The sequence below is a fragment of the Paraburkholderia phenazinium genome (assembly GCF_900142845.1).
Classification (GTDB): domain Bacteria; phylum Pseudomonadota; class Gammaproteobacteria; order Burkholderiales; family Burkholderiaceae; genus Paraburkholderia; species Paraburkholderia phenazinium_A.
This window is the reverse complement of record NZ_FSRU01000002.1, coordinates 349772-366160: the sequence shown is the minus strand read 5'-3', so window position 1 is coordinate 366160 and position 16389 is coordinate 349772. Positions and strand designations below refer to the sequence as shown.

Here is a 16389-nt window from a genome sequence, read left to right as displayed (position 1 = left end):
ATGTTCGCGCGGCAAGCCTGCCGGTTTTACCTGCAAACAACCTGCGGGCCGCGCGCCAAGCCGGCGCACGTTCCTGCTACCCGAGATGCCGAACCACAAACTGAAGCGGCAAAAAAAAATGGGCGAAACGCCCATCATCTTATTGCCGGTGGTCGCATCTGAGCCGCACATGAAAAGCCGCACGCCCAGCGACTCTGCGATTGTAGCCATTTTTCGGGACAAACGCAAACCGGCGGCACGCGCAAACTACGCATTTCCGCTTGATTTCACTGCAATCTTTGATGCGGATGGCGGTGTGAAGCGCCTCCTGCAAGCTGTCCGGCGAGACTCAAGGGGTTCGATCGCGAGAGGATCGTGCCCCTATCCAGCATAGCGTGTTCGCGTGCACGACACGCGTTACCGCCATGCTGGGTGAATCTGCCACTGGCAGCGCGACGCGCGCGCCGGCCAGTCACCAGCCCATCACCGTCTAGCGGCCGCGCGAACGGCCGCGCGGAGCGCCGCCGCCGCGATTGGCGCCGGCGTTCGGATTGCCGCCGCCCGAACGGTTCGGGCCGCCGCCACGGTTGCTGCCCGGACCGCGCCCGCCACCGCTGCCGGGGTTGCCGCCCGGCGCGCCGGCGCGCTTGCCGGCACCGCCACCTGCGGCACGATTGCCGTTGCCCGAAGGCGCGCGATTGCCGTCGACATCACGGCCGCCACCGCCGCGCGGCGTGTTCGCGCCGCTGCCGCTGCTCATCGGGCCGGTAAAACCGGTGCTCGCGCCGCGACCGGCGCCACGGCCGTAGCCCGCACCCGCGCCGCCGCCGAACCCGCCGCCCGCCGCACCGCGCCGCGGACCGCCGCCACGCGGCGGCTGCTGGTCGAAGCGGCCATGCGACATCAGCACCGGCTCACGATTGATGAAGCCCATCGAGGTCTGCATCGGATCGGGCTGCTTGCGCTCGGGGGCCGCGCTGCGACCACCCTTCTCTTCGCTGGTGGCCTTCAGGCCGACCGACGCCATCAGGCTGCGCACCTGATTGTCTTCAAGCTCTTCCCAGCGACCGCGCTTCAAGCCCTTGGGCAGCGAGATCGGACCGTGACGGGTACGGATCAGGCGGCTCACCATCAGGCCGGCTGCTTCGAACATGCGGCGCACCTCGCGGTTGCGGCCTTCGGCCAGCGCGACGTGATACCAGTGATTCGTGCCCTCGCCGCCGCCATCGCGGATGCGCAGGAAATTCGCCGGACCGTCTTCGAGTTCGACGCCGTGCAGCAGCTTCTGGCGCATCCCTTCGGCCAGCTCGCCGACCACCCGCACCGCATACTCGCGCTCGACGCTGTAACGCGGGTGCATGAAACGGTTTGCGAGGTCGCCCGAGGTGGTCAGCATCAGCAGACCTTCGGTGTTGAAGTCGAGACGGCCGACCGCGAGCCACTTGGCGGTTTTCATCGGCGGCAGCTTGTCGAAGACCGACGGACGGCCTTCCGGATCCGCGTGGCTGACGATTTCGCCCGTCGGCTTGTGATACAGCAGCACGCGCGGCGGCTTGTTCTGCAGCTTGCGCTTGACCGGCTTGCCGTTGATGCGGACCTGGTCGGTCGGCATGATGCGCTGGCCGATATGAGCCGGCTCGCCGTTGACCGAGACGCGGCCCGCGATGATCAACTCTTCCATATCGCGGCGCGAGCCCATGCCCGCTTCGGCGAGCACCTTGTGCAGCTTGGGGGCGTCGTCGTCCGGCGACAGCACGCGCTTGGGCGCAGCCGGCTTGCCACGGCGCAGCATCGGGGCGCGTACGCCGCCGGTGGCGCTGTTGTCCGCGTCGAACGCGGGTGAGGTCACATACGAAAACAGATCGTCCTGGCTGGCGTCCGCGGCCGGTGCAGCCGCGGCGGCCGGCGCATCGCCGCGCCGGTTCTGACGCGGCCGGCCACCTTCACGCGGCTGGCCGCCTTCGCGGGGGCCGCCCTCGCGGGGGCCACCCTCGCGGTTCGCCGCGCCTTCGCGCCTGGCGCCGGCGTTGCGGCGCGGGCCCTGGCCCTTCGAGCCCGGTTCCTTGCGCGGCATGCGCACCTGCGCGACCACTTCGCCGTCCGGCGGCGCTTCCGTCACGACCGGTTCGGACGAACCTTCCGCGCCCTTGTTCTTGGCTCCCGCGCGACGACGTGCGATCAGGCTGCGCGGCCCGCGGCGCAGTCCGCGGCGCGGACGTTCTTCGCCCTCTGCGCCTTCAGCGTGCGCCGGGCGATCGGATTCGCCCGCCGGTGCTTGCGAAGTACGCGTTTCGCCGGCGCGCGCGGATTGCACGGCGTGCTCGGATTCGGACGAATCGGTATCGTGGGTATCAGTCAAAACAACCTCAAAATGTCAGGTCGCGCGCGCCCGTTGCGGGCGCGGCAAAAGTTCGTTACGTCAGGCGCTGCGCGACTCGTTTTCGTCGTCGGTCAGTACGCCCGCGTCCTGTGCAGCATCGCGGCGATCTTCTGGATCGCTGTGCGCCACACGTGTCGGGTTCGACTCGACGGCGTGCTCCGTACTGCGGAACTCGCCCGAATCGTGCGCGGGTATTGCGGGACCGGCCTGGGAGACCGGATCCTGATCTTGTGCAGCGTGAGCGTCGCTTGCTGTGCTTGCTGTGCTTGCTGTGCTTGTGGCGCTTGCAGCGGCGTCAGCTTGCGGTTCTGCGCGTGCTTCGCTGGTCGTGTCGGCGGCCATGTCGTCGACCGTTTCCGACTCGCCAGCTGCCGACTCGCCCGCTATCTCCGTTCCTGCCGGGGTCTGCCCTTCAGCGTGACCGGCAGAGGCATCAGCGGGCTCGACAAACGTTGGCTCGACGGTGTCGTGGGCACTGTTCAAAGCCGCTGCTACCGGCGGCTCCATAGCTGCCGGCGTCTCTTCTGCGTCAAGGCTGGCCGCGACGCCGAGGTCGGCAGCGATTGCCTCGTCTTCCCCCGCTTCTTCAGCCACCCCGATGTCTATATCGTTCGCGGCTGCGTCAATCGCGGCGACGGCCTCCTCGCCATCGCCCTGCGCGACCGCGTCAGGAAACTCGATTGCATGCTGGCCGAGCAGGTCGGCGTTCAGCTGCGCCGACGGATCGTCCAGCGGCGGCAATTCGTCGAGCGCCTTCAGACCGAGGTCGTCGAGAAACTGCCGGGTGGTCGCATACAGTGCGGGACGGCCCGGCACGTCGCGATGGCCGATCACTTCGATCCAGCCCCTATCCTCGAGTTGCTTCACGACCTGCGTGTTCACGGTCACACCGCGAATCTCTTCGATATCGCCGCGCGTGACGGGCTGCCGATACGCAATAATCGCCAGCGTCTCGAGAACGGCGCGCGAATATTTCGGCGGCTTCTCGGGATGCAGACGATCCAGATACGAACGCATCGCAGGCTTACTTTGAAAACGCCAGCCCGACGCCAGCCCGACCAGCTCCACACCCCGTCCAGACCAATCCCGCTTCAGGTCTTCGAGCAACGTGCGAACCGTATCTGCCGACACGCCGTCGGCAAAGAGCTTGCGCAGATCACCGAGCTTTAAAGGCTCCTGCGCGCAGATCAAGGCAGTCTCGAGGACGATCTTCGCCTCTTGGGTATTCATGCAGCTAGGTCAGACCCTGTGGTCAAAGAACCGGATCAAACAGACGATGTGGAACTGAAGACGCGCTCGCCCGATTCTGATCGGTCATATTGATGGGAGCACGCACCGGGGGGAGGCGAAACAGGCAATCGAGCCATACCCAGCCGGACGGAGCAGCGATATTCCTGAAGGGAATCGCGTGACTGAACGCCATATTACGCAAAAACATTCAGTGCGTAAAGACGAAATCCCGACGACTCCCCGCTTTTCATGCCTTTTCACTGTTTAAAGGCTGACAGGTCCAAAACGGGTGAAAAAACAACGCCTGACAATCCGGATAGCCGGGCCACCAGACGGCGCGGCGGATGAATTCAGCCGGCAACGTGCCGGGCAAGGAAAGTCTGAAGCCGCGCGACGCCCGCGTCGAGTCGGGCCGTGTCGCAGGCGTAGCACCAGCGCACGAAGCCCTCGCCTTCCGGCCCGAAGGCGCTGCCCGGCGCGACACCGAGCCCGACCTCGCGCACCAGCGCCTTGCACAAGGCGAGGCTCTGCTGCGCGCCTGGCAGCGAAAAGAACAGGTACATCGAACCGGGCGGCGCCTTCACGTCGACTCCCGGCAGCGCGGACAACGCCCGCACCAGGTGATCGCGCGAGGTCTTCAGGTCGGCCACCAGTTGCCGGGTGAAGGATTCGCCCTGCTGGACGGCGGCGATGCCCGCCTGCTGCACGAACGCCGGCGCGCACGACGTGTTGTATTCGACCAGCTTGCCCAGATCGTCCATCAGACTGGCCGGCGCGACGATCCAGCCGAGCCGCCAGCCGGTCATCAGCCACGCCTTCGAGAACGAATTGACGCAGATGACCCGCTCGTCGCGCCCGGCCAGATCGAGAAAGGACGGTGCGGTTCGAGCCTTGTCGTCTGCGTAGTACAGGCGCTCGTAGACCTCGTCGGCGACGATCCAGATACCGAGGCGGCGGCAGTGCTCCAGCACGGCGCGCTGCTGCTCGGCGCTCATCACCCAGCCCGTCGGATTGTTCGGCGAGTTGAGCATCAATAGCTTCGTGTCCGGCGTGAGCGCGCTCAACAGGCGTTCGAGGTCGAGGGTCCAGCCTTGTGCACCGTAGCCGAGCGCGACGGTTTCGACATGCGCACCGAGAATCTTCGGGATCTCGACCAGGTTCGGCCAGAGCGGCGTGACCGCGACCACCCGGTCGCCGGCGCCGACGACCAGTTGCGCGGCCAGCATCAACGCGTTGACCCCGGCGCTCGTGACGGCGATGTGGTCGACCGAGGTCGCGCCGTGCAGGTTCGTCACGTAGCCGGCGAGCGCCTCGCGGAGCGGCGCAATCCCGAGGTTGTGCGTGTAGAAGGTGGCGCCCTGCGCCAGCGCCTCGCTCGCTGCGGTGCGGATGAATTCCGGGGTCACGCGATCGGACTCGCCGAACCAGAACGGCAGCACGTTCTCGACACCGAAACCGGCGTTCGCCACTTCGCGAATCTGGGAGGGTCGCAGCGCGCGGACGGCGTCGCGCGCGTTCGGCAAGCGGGGCGTCGGCAGATCGGATTCGCTCATCAAGGCATCCAGGGCAGGTTGGTTCGGGTCGTCAGGACCTTAGGGGCTTAAGGACGGGGTGTCAGGCAGAACGACAGTTTAGCGTGCCGGGCGATTTCGGGACGTGCGGCCGGCACCTTGCCTCCACACTCCTTGCCGTTGCCCCTCGCCCCTCGCTTCCCTGCTCCCTGCCTCGCCCCCTACCGCAAATCCTCCGCCCGCCCCGGCAGTTGCCGGATCAATCCCCACACCGCCTCCGCCGCCGGCGACAGCGACCGGTCACGCCGCCGCACCAGTTCGACCGTGCGCTCGGCGCGCGGCACCAGCGGCCGCGCCACCAGCGAGGTATCCGCCGGCAGCGGCAAGGCGAGCCAAGGCAGCACGCTCACGCCCACACCCGCCTCCACCAGTCCGAACACCGTGGCCGAATGCCCGAGCTCCTGCACCACGCTGACGCTCACGCCGTGCTCGCTCATGACTGCGTCGATGATCGGCCGGCTGCCCGACGCGTAATCGAGCATCACCAGCCGCTGCCCCTCGAGATCCTTCCACGCCACCCGCGACCTGGCCGCCAGCGGATGATCGCCGCGCGTCACCACGCAGAACGAGTCCGTCATCAGCGGCTCGCTCAGCAGATCGTCGGCCGAAAACGGGCCGATGACGACGCCGAAATCGACCTCGCCCGATTTGACCTTGCGAACCACATCGCTCTGCACATCGTCGCGCAGTCCCATGGTGATGAACGGAAACTGCTGCCCGCACGCCGCGACCACCTTCGGCATCAGCCGGCAGGCCACGGTGGGACTCGCCGCCACCACCACCCGCCCGCGCCGCTGCTCGCCGATCTCGCGAATCTCGCGCAAGGCGTCGTCGAGGTCGCTCAGCAGGCGCGACACGCTCGACACCAGATTGCCGCCCACATCGGTCAGCTGCACCTCGCGGGTGGTCCGGTCGATCAGCTTCAGGCCGATTTCCGTCTCCAGTTCCCGCACGCACCGGCTCACCGCCGACTGCGTCAGCCCAATCTCGTCGCCTGCGCGGCTAAAGCTCTGCAGGCGCGCGACCTCAATGAAAACCCTTAGCTGGCGCAGCGTGACATTCATCCCAGTCTCTCATTAATAGTGGCGTTTGATGAGCATTGTATTGTTTCTTTAGGCGCGACACACGTCCAGGATCGTTTCGCTGCAATGCGGCAATAAGGCGCAAACGCACGTTGCGCGGGCCTGATTGCACAAGATTGGTGATTGTCCCGATTTGCGAGAAGGGTTTTTTGGATTCTTATACGCCCCTGACTAACGCCCGCGCTGGCCCGATGTTACGGGGCTTCGAGGAAGTTTTTAAAGAGGTGGCACGCTTCGTGCATTTGGATGCGCACTGGGTCGGCGCCATGGACCTGACTGCACAACCAGAACCGTGGCAAGCCCGACCCCGCCTGGCACTCGCGATTGAGTGCATGGAGAGTGCGCGGCGCGGGGCAGCGCACCGGAGTTAGCTTCGCTGAGGTGAGACATGATGCTGTTCGACGATTTGAGAGACAACGAGTGGGCGCTGGTCGAGGCGTTGTTCTGTGCGGAGCCAGCACGGAGCGAACGACGCGGTCGGCCACGCGTGGAAGCACGCGCGGTTGTCAATGCGGTTCTGTGGGTGCTGTCGACGGGAGAAGGCTGGTCCAAGCTTCCCGGCCGTTACCCCTCGCCGCCGACCTGCCGCCGCCGTTTCGACGAGTGGCAAGCGGATGGTACGCTCGCCGAAATAGTCAAGCGACTCGGCACGAGCGGCCGGGAAATCTCGCTGCGCGGCCGCATCGGCGCAACGGCTGCCAAGCCGCCTGCACCGCCGAGCCGCGACCGCCTGCGCGGTGCGTTCTGGACCAATCCGGAATCGTGGCGCGCGCCGGTCAAGATGGCCTGACACTGCTGTTCTGCCGCCGGGCGCCTTTGGGCGCCCGGTGCGTATCCGGCGGAAGGAATCCGGCATCGGGCGTGCGCTATCGAAGGCGCGTCTGCTGGCCAGGGCCTTCCCACGTGCGCGGTACGCTGCCCGCCAGCGCCGCGTCGGCATGCCAACCGCCGGGTCGCCGACATCAAGTGAAACATCCATTTACGATTACTTACAGCGCGCTTTCGCTCCTGGGCATACCGTACGAGTATGCACACAGACCTGATCCATCGGGTTTGAACGGAGCCCAGCATGAAACCAATGTCCCTGCTTCTGTGCGGCATTGTTGTTTCATTGATCGCCGCACCGACTTTCGCGCAGCAAAGGCCCGCAGGCTGGAACTGGCGGCCTGACCGTCCCGCCACGCTCGAAACATGGCAGCAGGGCGAGCGCCCGCGCGAGTTCACGCCGCCCACGCCGCGGGGCGATCTGCGCGGCGACATCGCCAGCAACGTACGCGAGCGGCCGGAGCAGGCGCGTGAGGATGCGCAGCGTCGTCGCTAGTGTCGCCAGTCGTCGCTAAAGACCACTGAAGGCCGCTGAAGGTCTTCGAGGACCGTCGTCACACCGGCCCAATAGCGGCAAACCGCAAGCTCAAAGGCGTGGGAAACCGCGCCATGCCGACGCGTTGAATAGCGATGCGAAGCTTGCGGGAAGTCGCGGGAACCACCAGGGATTGAACCAGTCTCATCAATGCCATCAGCACAGCGTGGCAGTAGTAATTCCGGTACGCCCGTATCCTCGCGATACGGGCTTTTTTTTGGGGAGGGGGCGGCGTGCAGCCTTCGACGATGATCGCGGCGACGCCAAGCCCCGGGCACGGCCAGACGGCCTGCCTACGCCTCGACCTTCAGCTGGACAGGTCCGTTACGGACGGATTTCCAGATCGGCCGTGCGGTGTTCCGCTGCAACGTAATCGTTCATCTTGCGCGCGGTCCAGTTCAGCGAACGCTCGTCGCGTTCGAGGCGGGCGAACTCGGCCCGGCCCCGATCGGTCAGCACGGCGATATCGACCGGTGCATGAAAACCCGGAGCGGGCGCGACGGTGCGTTGCCGAACCGTCTCCATCAAGCCGAGCGCGCGCAGATATTCGAATACTCCCGGACGCCGGGCCCAGGGCACCTGGCGATATTGCGCCCGCCGCAGCGCCTCAAGAACTGCTTCGTTGGAATACGTGGTCATCTCACTTCTTTCTTAAAGTGCAGCCATGACACATCTTTGCGCAGCACGTCACCGCGCCACCAGTGACGCGCGTAGCACCCACCCATGGCGGACAGACTCATCGCAAGGGCGATGCCACCGTCATCCGCCAGGCGCCACCTGTTATTGCCTGCTTCTGGAGTCCCCGTTCGAACCGCGTGTTAGCGTTCTCTCCACGTGCCTGTGATGCAACCGAGGCGGCGCGATAGCGGCAGCGTGAATGTCCCCAAAAACCATACGTTACCCCATTTAAATTGATTCTATTCACTTTATTGGCGCTTTTTTTTGCAGCAATCGTGCTAACGCGACGGGCCCGCGCCCCGCTCGCGCTCGCCGCCCTGGCACTGTTCTGGCTGCTCGCGGCAGGCTGGCTAAGCGCGCCATTACTCGACTGGGCCCAGGCAGGTTCGCAATCCGCTGCGCCGCCGACTTACGCCCCGCGCACGGTGATCGTCATGCTGGGCACCGGCACCGAATACGACGACGACCACAAGCTGGTGCCCAAGCACGATGCCTTTGCGCGCATCGCGACGAGCGCCGACATCTATTCGGCATGCAAACGAACCGGCGCACGCTGCGAGGTTGTCATCAGCGGCGGCAATCCGCAGCATCACGAAGCCTCGGAAGCGGATACCTACCTGCCCTGGCTGCTGCAAAAACAGGTGCCGCGTACGGACGTCATGCTGGAAAACCGCAGCCGCAACACGTACGAAAACGCTCGCAACGTGGCCGCGCTTTTGCAAGGCTCGCCGTACGACGCGCTGATCCTCGTCACGTCCGCGTACCAGATGCCGCGCGCCCTGCTCGACTTCCACCGTTTCGGGCTCACACCTCACCCGGTCATCTCGAACACGCGGCACGTGCGCGTCGGCATGCTGCCGCACTACGACAATCTCGTGAATGCGGATCTTGCGCTCCATGAACTGATCGGCATTGCGCAGTTTCACGTCTACCGGTTGCTGGGATGGTTCTGAGTGCGGCGAGTCGCCGATGATCTGCGGCGGGTCGACGGCCGAAGAACACAGCCGCACTCCGTCAATTAATCAGTTATGCAGAGTTATTTTTGACCTCCTCGAGGATGCGCAAGACGTGCGATGGCGAGCAAATCGCACGCCGGCCTCGCAGCTTCTTCCGATACGCCCAGGTTTCGACGCGCCACGCGGCAATAACATCCGTTGCGCTGGACATGTGTGCCTGGCAAAGCGGCACAAACGTAACTAAATGTAACTATCTGTCAAAAATGTTGCAAAGCGTCCGTTGGAGCGGATATTGCTCGCTAGAATGCACTGGTCCTTCAGATCGGACAGGCATTACTCGGCCACAACCACTCTACGGAGGTAACGATGAAGAAAGTGTCCCTGGCGATCCTGGTTTCCCTCTCGGCCCTGACGGGCGCAGCGTATGCACAGACCGACAACGGCGTCACGATGAGCACCGATCCGGCCAAGGCCGCCGACGTCGAGCAGCGTGCGCAAGAGTTGCAATCCCAGCAGCAGGCGATGGAAAGCCAGCAATCCATGCCGGCCATGCATCACAAGATGGAACACAAGAAGGCGCCGCATCACATGAAAGCGGCCAAGCCTGACGCGGCCAGCCAGTAATCGCGTCTGAACGCGCCTCGCGGCGCCGCGCTTAAGCCTTGGCGGCGATACTCGCGGCACGCTGCGCGGCCGCATCGCGAAAGTAATACAGCCGAAGCCGGCATTGCCGGCTTCGGCTTTTTGTTGTCCGGGCCGCACTGACGGTATGCTAAAGTCGCGCACCGAAGAACCACCCCCAACCCGTGCGCACCCTGGTGCGGAGGACAGAATGAGCAACATCCAGCTAGACATCGAATGGACCGAAGCGGCATCCCGCAAAATCGAAAAACTGATGCCGCGCGGCGGTCAGGAAGCGTACCTTGCGCTGCCGCCGGTTGAATGTCTGCCGATGGAGGGCGACGTGCTGTTTCTCGGCCCGGACGGCAAGCAGCAGCCCTTTATTGTTGCGGAACGCCAGTATCACCACGATGGCGATGCGGACTGGACCATCATCCTGATCCTCGACGTCCCGCAGTCGACACACTAAGCGCCGCCAATCCGGCAATGGGCACGCGGCCATCATGCCGCTGCCCGTCTGCCTGCGTGGCCCGTCGGGCGTGAGGCAAGCTCACGCAATCTTCGACACCGCGCGAATTTCCGCAGGTTCGACCCAGCCCGCACGTTCTCTTCTTTGGCGGGCACCCTCCAGGCCCGCGTGCTAGCGTTATTCCTATATGCGGGTGGCCTTTGCGCGTGTGTGATAACCCGTACATTCACGCCAGTTTCGAACTGCTAGACTGTTTTTCGACCAATCAGCCGGGGGGCCAGCGTGGCCGGGCTTCATCTCCGTCTCTTCGGGCAGCGTCCTCGCCCTAGCAGCGCCACGGCCACGCGCCGGTGCGGTGCGGGACCTCATTGCGCACCGCACGCCTAAGGCCACGCCATCATGCCCACGGTCGAAGAACTGACGCTCAGCGGCCTTCTGCCCCACCTGGTGCGGGACGAGGCCGGCTGGACCGCGACATGGCGGGCGCTCACGCTGCATAGCGTGTTTCAGCCAGTGCTGTCGATCACGCATCAACGCATCGTGGGGTATGAAGCGCTGTTGCGCGCGTTCGATCCGGTGGGCCTGCCCGTCACGCCCGACGTGCTGTTTTCCGGCACCCGCTCGGCCGGCGAAGCGCGCGAGCTGGACCGCATCGCGCGCTGCCTGCACGTCGCCAACTTCATGGAACAACACGTCGAAGTCGGCTGGCTGTTCCTCAATACGCGGCCGCAGGTGTTCGAGACCGGCTGGCCGCAGCGCGCCTTTATCGACGAACTGTCGGCCCATTTCGGGCTGCCGCAGGAACGCATCGTGATCGAGGTGCTCGAGCAACCGGCCGACGACGAATCGGCCGTCGCCAGCATGCTGGCCGCCTCGCAGCCGCGCGACTTCCTGATCGCCATCGACGACTTCGGCACCGGCTTCTCCAACTTCGACCGGGTGTGGCGCTTCAGGCCCGACATCGTCAAACTCGACCGTTCGCTGGTGGCGCGCGCCGGCAAACGCCAGGGCGACGAGTCGCTGATCGGCCATCTGATCGCCATGCTGCATCAGTCGGGCACGCTGGTGCTGGCCGAAGGCGTGGAGACCGACGACGAACTGATGATCCTGATGCAGGCCGACGTGGACTTCGTGCAGGGTTTCTGGCTCGGTCAACCGAAGGGCTCCGTGCAGGCCGCGTGTGCACGCGTGCCGGCCTTGATCGATTCGATGTGGCGCAAGTTCGCCGACTACGAACGCAAGTACGCCCGCCACAAGCAACTCGGCTTCGAGGGATTCGCCGAAGCGGTGCTGGCGGCTGCCGGCAGTTTCGCCGCGAACGGCGATCTCGCCGAGGCGGCGCGGCTCGTGTTCCCGATTCCCGAAGCGCGCCGCGTGTTCGTCACGGATGCGCAGGGCGAACAAACCCTGCCGTCCATCAGCGCCCCCGCCGTGCCGCCGCCTCCGCAGCGGCTCGCGCCGCTGCTGGCGACCACCCGCAGCAACTGGTCGCGGCGGGCCTACTTCAAGCATGCGCTGGCGGCGCCGGGCCGGGTGGCGATGATGGGACCGCACTACTCGCTGATTGACGGCCAGGACTGCTACACCGCCGCCGTCACGCTCGAGCACGGCGGCAAGACCACGATACTCTGCGTCGACTTCATCCCGGGCGAGCCCAACCCGCCGGCCACGCCCGGCGTACGCAAGCGCTGAGGCGCGGCTGCAGCCTCAGCCTCATCAATCGTCCACACGCGAGCGTCCCGACTTGATCTCGCTGCGCTTCGCCTTGGTGTCGAGCCGGCGCCGGTTCGAGGCGCGCGTGGGCCGGGTGGCGACCCGTGGCGTGCGCGTCACGCTGACGCTCTGAATCAGTTCGTCCAGCCGGGCCAGCGCCGACGCGCGATTCATCTCCTGGGTGCGATGCTCCTGCGCCTTGATGATGACCACCCCGTCACGGGTGAGGCGCCGGTCCGACAGCGCGAGCAGCCGCATCTTCAGAACGTCGGGCAGCGACGACGCGCGCACATCGAAGCGCAGATGAATCGCGCTCGAGACCTTGTTGACGTTCTGCCCGCCCGCTCCTTGCGCGCGTACTGCGGTCAGTTCAACTTCATTGGGCGGGATCGGATAACGGGATGTCATGGCGTGGTGGGAAGCAACGAACCGCAAGTGTACACAGCACCGGCGCACGAGCGGAGTCCCGGCGATCGCCCCGCTATCGGCAAGCCGCGCCGATGCACAAAAACGGTTGCCGCCCGACGACGCCTCGCCGATACTCGCACGTATCGCTTACAACGTAAATTAACATGAAACTGCGCCCCGCTTTCCTGCTCGAACTGGCGGTCAACCTGCTGCTGCCGTGGCTCGCCTACCGCCTCGCGCTGCCCCATTGGGGCGAGACCGGCGGCCTGATCGCCTCGGCCGTGCCGCCGGTCGTCTGGAGTCTCGTCGAGCTGGCGCGGTTCCGGCGCGTCGACGCGCTCAGCCTGATCGTGCTGATCGGCATTGTGCTGTCGATCGGCGCGATGGCGTTGGGCGGCAGCCCGCGCATGCTGCTGCTGCGCGAGTCGCTGGTGTCCGGCGCGATTGGCGTGGCGTTTCTGCTGTCGCTGCCCATGCGCCGTCCGCTCATCTTCTATCTGGCCCGCGCCACGGTGGCACGCGAAGTGGCGGGCGGCGCCGAGCGCATCGACGCCCTGTGGAACGAACGCCCGGCCTTCGCCACTTCGATGCGCCTGATGACCGCCGTCTGGGGCGTGGGCCTCACCAGCGAAACCGCCCTGCGCTCCTGGATGGCGTGGAGCTGGCCGGTGGAGCGCTTCCTGGTGGTCTCGCCGTTCATCGGCTATGGCATCTACGGCGCGCTGCTCGTGTGGACGCTGTGGTATCGCAAGACCTTGCGCAACGGCCCCCGTGACGATGCTCAGACCGACGGCATGCCCGGCTGAGCCCCTCGGGTAGCAGCCGCTACACTCGCCCGCCATGCCCTTCGAACGACAGCATAGCAAAGGCATCGACACGACAAAACCTGGCCAAACGGACGAGGTCAGATGGGCCCCAAAATCAGTTAGACTCATCCTCGGTTTGGGGCTTCCCTGCAGTCTCATTTTTGTCGTGATACGAAACCTCCAGGCAGTCGATGCGTTATTCGGTCGAAATCAAAAAATTCCTATATAGCCAGTACTTTTATGGCGGCCTGCGGATCGCAGTCGGCGTATCGTTACCGGCCGTCATTTGTCTGCTGCTGTTCCACGAGCAGGAGCTAGGCTTCACCATCGCCACCGGCGCGCTCGGCGCGTGCGTGGTCGACATGCCGGGCCCGCTCAAGTACAAGCACAACGAAATGCTGGCGTGCAGCGTGATCGGCTTCCTGTCGGCGCTCGCTACCGGTATCGCCACCGTCAATCCGGTGGCGCTCTGGTGCACCGTCGTGCCGCTGACCTTCGTGCTGTCGCTGATCGTGGTGTACGGCAACCGTTGGCCGCAAATCAGCTTCGCCACGCTCTTCATGATGATCATGACGCTTGAAGAGCATTTCACGCCCATGCAGGCGCTCGTCAATGCCGCGTGGATCCTCGCGGGCGGGCTCTGGTACACCTACTGGTCCACCCTGGTGAGCCGCTGGCAGATGCACCGCATCGAACAGCAGGCGCTCGCCGAAAGCGTGTTCGCCTGCGCGGACTATCTGCTCGCGCGGTCCGATTTCTACGATCTCGACAACGACCTCGACGAGTGCTACCGCAATCTGGTCGCCAAACAGATCGCCGCGGTCGAGCGTCAGGACGCGGCGCGCGACATCGTGCTGCGCAACCTGCCCAAGCTCAAGACCGGCAAGCTGGAACCGCGTCGCGCGATGCTCTTCAACCTGTTCATCAACACGGTCGACCTGCACGAGCTGTTCGTCGGCGCGCATACCGATTACCCGATGGTGCGCAATACTTTCGGCGGCTCGGACATGCTCACCTTCTATCGCGACCTGATCCGCAAGGCCGCGGCCGACCTCGAAGAAATCGGTCTTGCCGTGCTGCAGAACCAGCCGCCGCGCAGCCGCATCAATGTGAAAGCGGAATTGCGCGCCATCGAATTCGAAATCGAGCTGATGCGCAAGCACGACATGCCGGCGAAGAACCCGGAGGCGTATTCGGCGGTGTCGGCTACCTTCAGGCGCATCTGGAGCGCGACGCGGCTGATCGACAAGATGCGCAAGAGCCTCTCGAGCGAGGCGCGCACCACGGAAACCGAACTGCGCCTGGACCAGGCGCTATCGCGCTTCGTGTCGAGCCGGCGCGTGCCCTTCGGACAGATTTTCTCGAACCTGACGATGGCCTCGCCGAGCTTCCGGCATGCGTTGCGCGTAACGATCGCGGTGGCCGTCGGCTTCTGGCTCGGGCGCCTCTTGCCGCTCACCAACGCGTACTGGATCGTGATGACCACGGTCATCATCCTGAAGCCCGGCTATTCGCTCACCAAGCAGCGCAACGGGCAGCGGATCATCGGCACGCTGATCGGCTGCGCGGCCAGCATCGCGCTGATGGTGTTCGTCAAGGAACCGCACATTCTGCTGGTGGTGATGTTCGCCTCGATGGTCATGAGCTACAGCCTGCTGCTGTTCAACTACACGGCGAGCGTGGTGTTCACGTCGGCGTATGTGCTGCTGATGTTTCACCTGCTCGCGCCGGGCAGCATGCGCATCATCGGCGAGCGGGCTATCGATACGGTGGTCGGCTGCGCAATCGCCATTGCTGCGAGCCATCTGTTCCCGTACTGGGAGTACCGGCTGATGGGCAAGCTCGTCAACAACATGATCGGCGCGACCCGGCAGTATCTGGAAGCGAGCTGGTGGTGGAGCGGCAAGCCGGTTGCCGTCGCCACGGCGGTCGTGACCGAAGCGGGTGCGCGTGCGCCCGCCGCGGCGATGGCCGATCCCGCGGGCAGTTTCGGTGGGGCGGGTTTTGGCGGAGCGAATTTTGGCGCAGCGGCGCTGGCATCGGCGGGTGCGGGTGCGGGCGCCACCGTCAGCGTCAATGCCAACGCAAATGCCAGGCTAAAGCCCGCGGACCCAGCGGGCGACACAGCCGCCAAAACCACCCCCGCCGCGACAGCCGCCGCCGTCGCGCTTGAGCGCGACTATCGCTACCGGCTCGCGCGCAAGAACGTGCATGTGGCGTTCGCCAACCTGGGCCAGGCATTCCAGCGCATGATGCTGGAGCCGAAGGCGGCGCAGAGGTTCGTCCCCGAGCTCAACGACCTGCTGGTACGCAGTCATGTGCTGGCTTCGCAGATCACCGCGGCGGCCCCCTTGCTGCGCACCTCGGCGCAACAGCAGGAAAACGTCTCGCTGCAACCGCTGCAACGCGTGTTGAGCGTCGTGCGGGACACGCTCACAGAGGCCGAGGCCGGCAACGCAGCGCCGGCCGATCAGGCCGAGCAAACGAAGCAGCTCTCGCGCGAACTCGATACGATGGTGGTCGAAGCCGAGAAGTCGGCCGATTATCCGGCGGACGCCGTGCATGAACTGAAATTGCTCGCGCATCAATGCAAGCAGATGCTCGCGGCAGCCAATCAGATCCGCAAGGATGCCAGTGTGATCCGCCTGCCCGACGAATGAAGCGGCGAGGCAGAAACGAACCACCGAGAAACCGCGCTGGAACTGTGCAACGTACGCAACGTGCGTCACGTGCGTCACGTGCGCAACTCACAAGCGTAAGCGCACCCTGCCGCGCTACGCTCAGCGCTTCAGCACATCATCACTGCGCGCTGCTGCCCGCGCCCGCCGTTGCCGCCGCTGCCGAAGCCACGCTGGGCGCCGCGGCATTCTCACGGTCGAACTCGCGCTTTCCACTGATCGCGTTGTAAAGCAGCGTCGCAATCACCAGCAACACCGCGATCACGATAAACACGGCGATGCCAAAGGTCGGGTTCTTCTTGCGCGGTTTGTTCATGAGACAGCTCGACTCTCGGGTTATGTCCTGGAAGGCTGGCATTCTACGCCCAGCGAGCTTGCACGTGGCTTGCATACCCGGCATACGGATCATCGATATCGCTCGATCTCGCCCGTCTCGCGGCGTCGCGGCATCTGCCGCG

General features: G+C 65.1%; 14 protein-coding genes and 1 pseudogene. 8 read left to right on the top strand and 7 right to left on the bottom strand.

What is annotated here, in order from left to right; translation table 11 throughout:
- Positions 1 to 469 precede the first annotated feature (469 nt).
- The 4 genes from rluB to BUS12_RS18705 all read right to left on the bottom strand — a co-directional run bounded on the left by rluB (position 470) and on the right by BUS12_RS18705 (position 6224).
- A complete protein-coding gene (rluB, locus tag BUS12_RS18720; RefSeq protein WP_074298146.1) occupies positions 470 to 2338 on the bottom strand; it encodes a 23S rRNA pseudouridine(2605) synthase RluB in 1869 nt (622 codons plus the stop codon).
- A 60-nt stretch (positions 2339 to 2398) separates the two neighbouring features.
- Positions 2399 to 3589: an SMC-Scp complex subunit ScpB gene (gene scpB, locus BUS12_RS18715; RefSeq protein WP_074298144.1), complete on the bottom strand. Its 1191-nt coding sequence runs from the start codon at positions 3587 to 3589 to the stop codon at positions 2399 to 2401.
- Between the two features lie 350 nt (positions 3590 to 3939).
- Positions 3940 to 5142, bottom strand: coding sequence for a pyridoxal phosphate-dependent aminotransferase (locus BUS12_RS18710; protein WP_074298142.1), 1203 nt, complete (start codon positions 5140 to 5142; stop codon positions 3940 to 3942).
- Positions 5143 to 5321: 179 nt separating this feature from the next.
- Complete coding sequence (locus BUS12_RS18705) at positions 5322 to 6224, bottom strand: LysR family transcriptional regulator (RefSeq protein WP_074298140.1); 903 nt, start codon at positions 6222 to 6224, stop codon at positions 5322 to 5324.
- Between the two features lie 409 nt (positions 6225 to 6633).
- On the opposite strand from BUS12_RS18705, the pseudogene BUS12_RS18700 reads away from it, so the two are divergent.
- Both BUS12_RS18700 and BUS12_RS18695 read left to right on the top strand, forming a co-directional pair.
- Positions 6634 to 7029, top strand: a pseudogene (locus tag BUS12_RS18700) (transposase); the annotation flags it as partial.
- A gap of 282 nt (positions 7030 to 7311) precedes the next feature.
- Entirely contained in the window at positions 7312 to 7563 is a 252-nt protein-coding gene (locus BUS12_RS18695; protein ID WP_074298138.1) for a hypothetical protein, read from the top strand.
- 363 nt (positions 7564 to 7926) lie between these two features.
- On the opposite strand, the gene BUS12_RS18690 is transcribed toward BUS12_RS18695, so the two are convergent.
- The gene (locus BUS12_RS18690) at positions 7927 to 8241 is read right to left on the bottom strand and encodes a hypothetical protein (protein ID WP_074298136.1); all 315 of its coding nucleotides are present in this window, start codon (positions 8239 to 8241) and stop codon (positions 7927 to 7929) included.
- A 272-nt stretch (positions 8242 to 8513) separates the two neighbouring features.
- On the opposite strand from BUS12_RS18690, the gene BUS12_RS18685 reads away from it, so the two are divergent.
- The 4 genes from BUS12_RS18685 (at position 8514) to BUS12_RS18670 (ending at position 12018) form a co-directional block, all read left to right on the top strand.
- Positions 8514 to 9233, top strand: coding sequence for a YdcF family protein (locus BUS12_RS18685; protein ID WP_143788399.1), 720 nt, complete (start codon positions 8514 to 8516; stop codon positions 9231 to 9233).
- A gap of 369 nt (positions 9234 to 9602) precedes the next feature.
- Positions 9603 to 9860, top strand: coding sequence for a hypothetical protein (locus BUS12_RS18680; RefSeq protein ID WP_074298134.1), 258 nt, complete (start codon positions 9603 to 9605; stop codon positions 9858 to 9860).
- Between the two features lie 208 nt (positions 9861 to 10068).
- Entirely contained in the window at positions 10069 to 10326 is a 258-nt protein-coding gene (locus BUS12_RS18675; protein ID WP_074264996.1) for a DNA-binding protein, read from the top strand.
- A gap of 399 nt (positions 10327 to 10725) precedes the next feature.
- On the top strand, positions 10726 to 12018 hold the full coding sequence (locus BUS12_RS18670) for a sensor domain-containing phosphodiesterase (protein ID WP_074298132.1): 1293 nt from the start codon (positions 10726 to 10728) through the stop codon (positions 12016 to 12018).
- A gap of 24 nt (positions 12019 to 12042) precedes the next feature.
- Here BUS12_RS18670 and arfB read toward each other — a convergent pair whose 3' ends face one another.
- Positions 12043 to 12447: an alternative ribosome rescue aminoacyl-tRNA hydrolase ArfB gene (gene arfB / locus BUS12_RS18665; protein ID WP_074298130.1), complete on the bottom strand. Its 405-nt coding sequence runs from the start codon at positions 12445 to 12447 to the stop codon at positions 12043 to 12045.
- Between the two features lie 164 nt (positions 12448 to 12611).
- On the opposite strand from arfB, the gene BUS12_RS18660 reads away from it, so the two are divergent.
- Together BUS12_RS18660 and BUS12_RS18655 are read left to right on the top strand one after the other, a co-directional pair.
- Entirely contained in the window at positions 12612 to 13253 is a 642-nt protein-coding gene (locus BUS12_RS18660) for a VC0807 family protein (RefSeq protein ID WP_074298128.1), read from the top strand.
- Positions 13254 to 13444: 191 nt separating this feature from the next.
- Complete coding sequence (locus tag BUS12_RS18655; protein WP_074298126.1) at positions 13445 to 15913, top strand: FUSC family protein; 2469 nt, start codon at positions 13445 to 13447, stop codon at positions 15911 to 15913.
- A 139-nt stretch (positions 15914 to 16052) separates the two neighbouring features.
- Here the strand turns inward: BUS12_RS18655 and BUS12_RS18650 are convergent, their stop codons facing one another.
- Positions 16053 to 16247, bottom strand: coding sequence for a hypothetical protein (locus BUS12_RS18650; protein ID WP_074298124.1), 195 nt, complete (start codon positions 16245 to 16247; stop codon positions 16053 to 16055).
- Between the last annotated feature and the right edge of the window lie 142 nt (positions 16248 to 16389).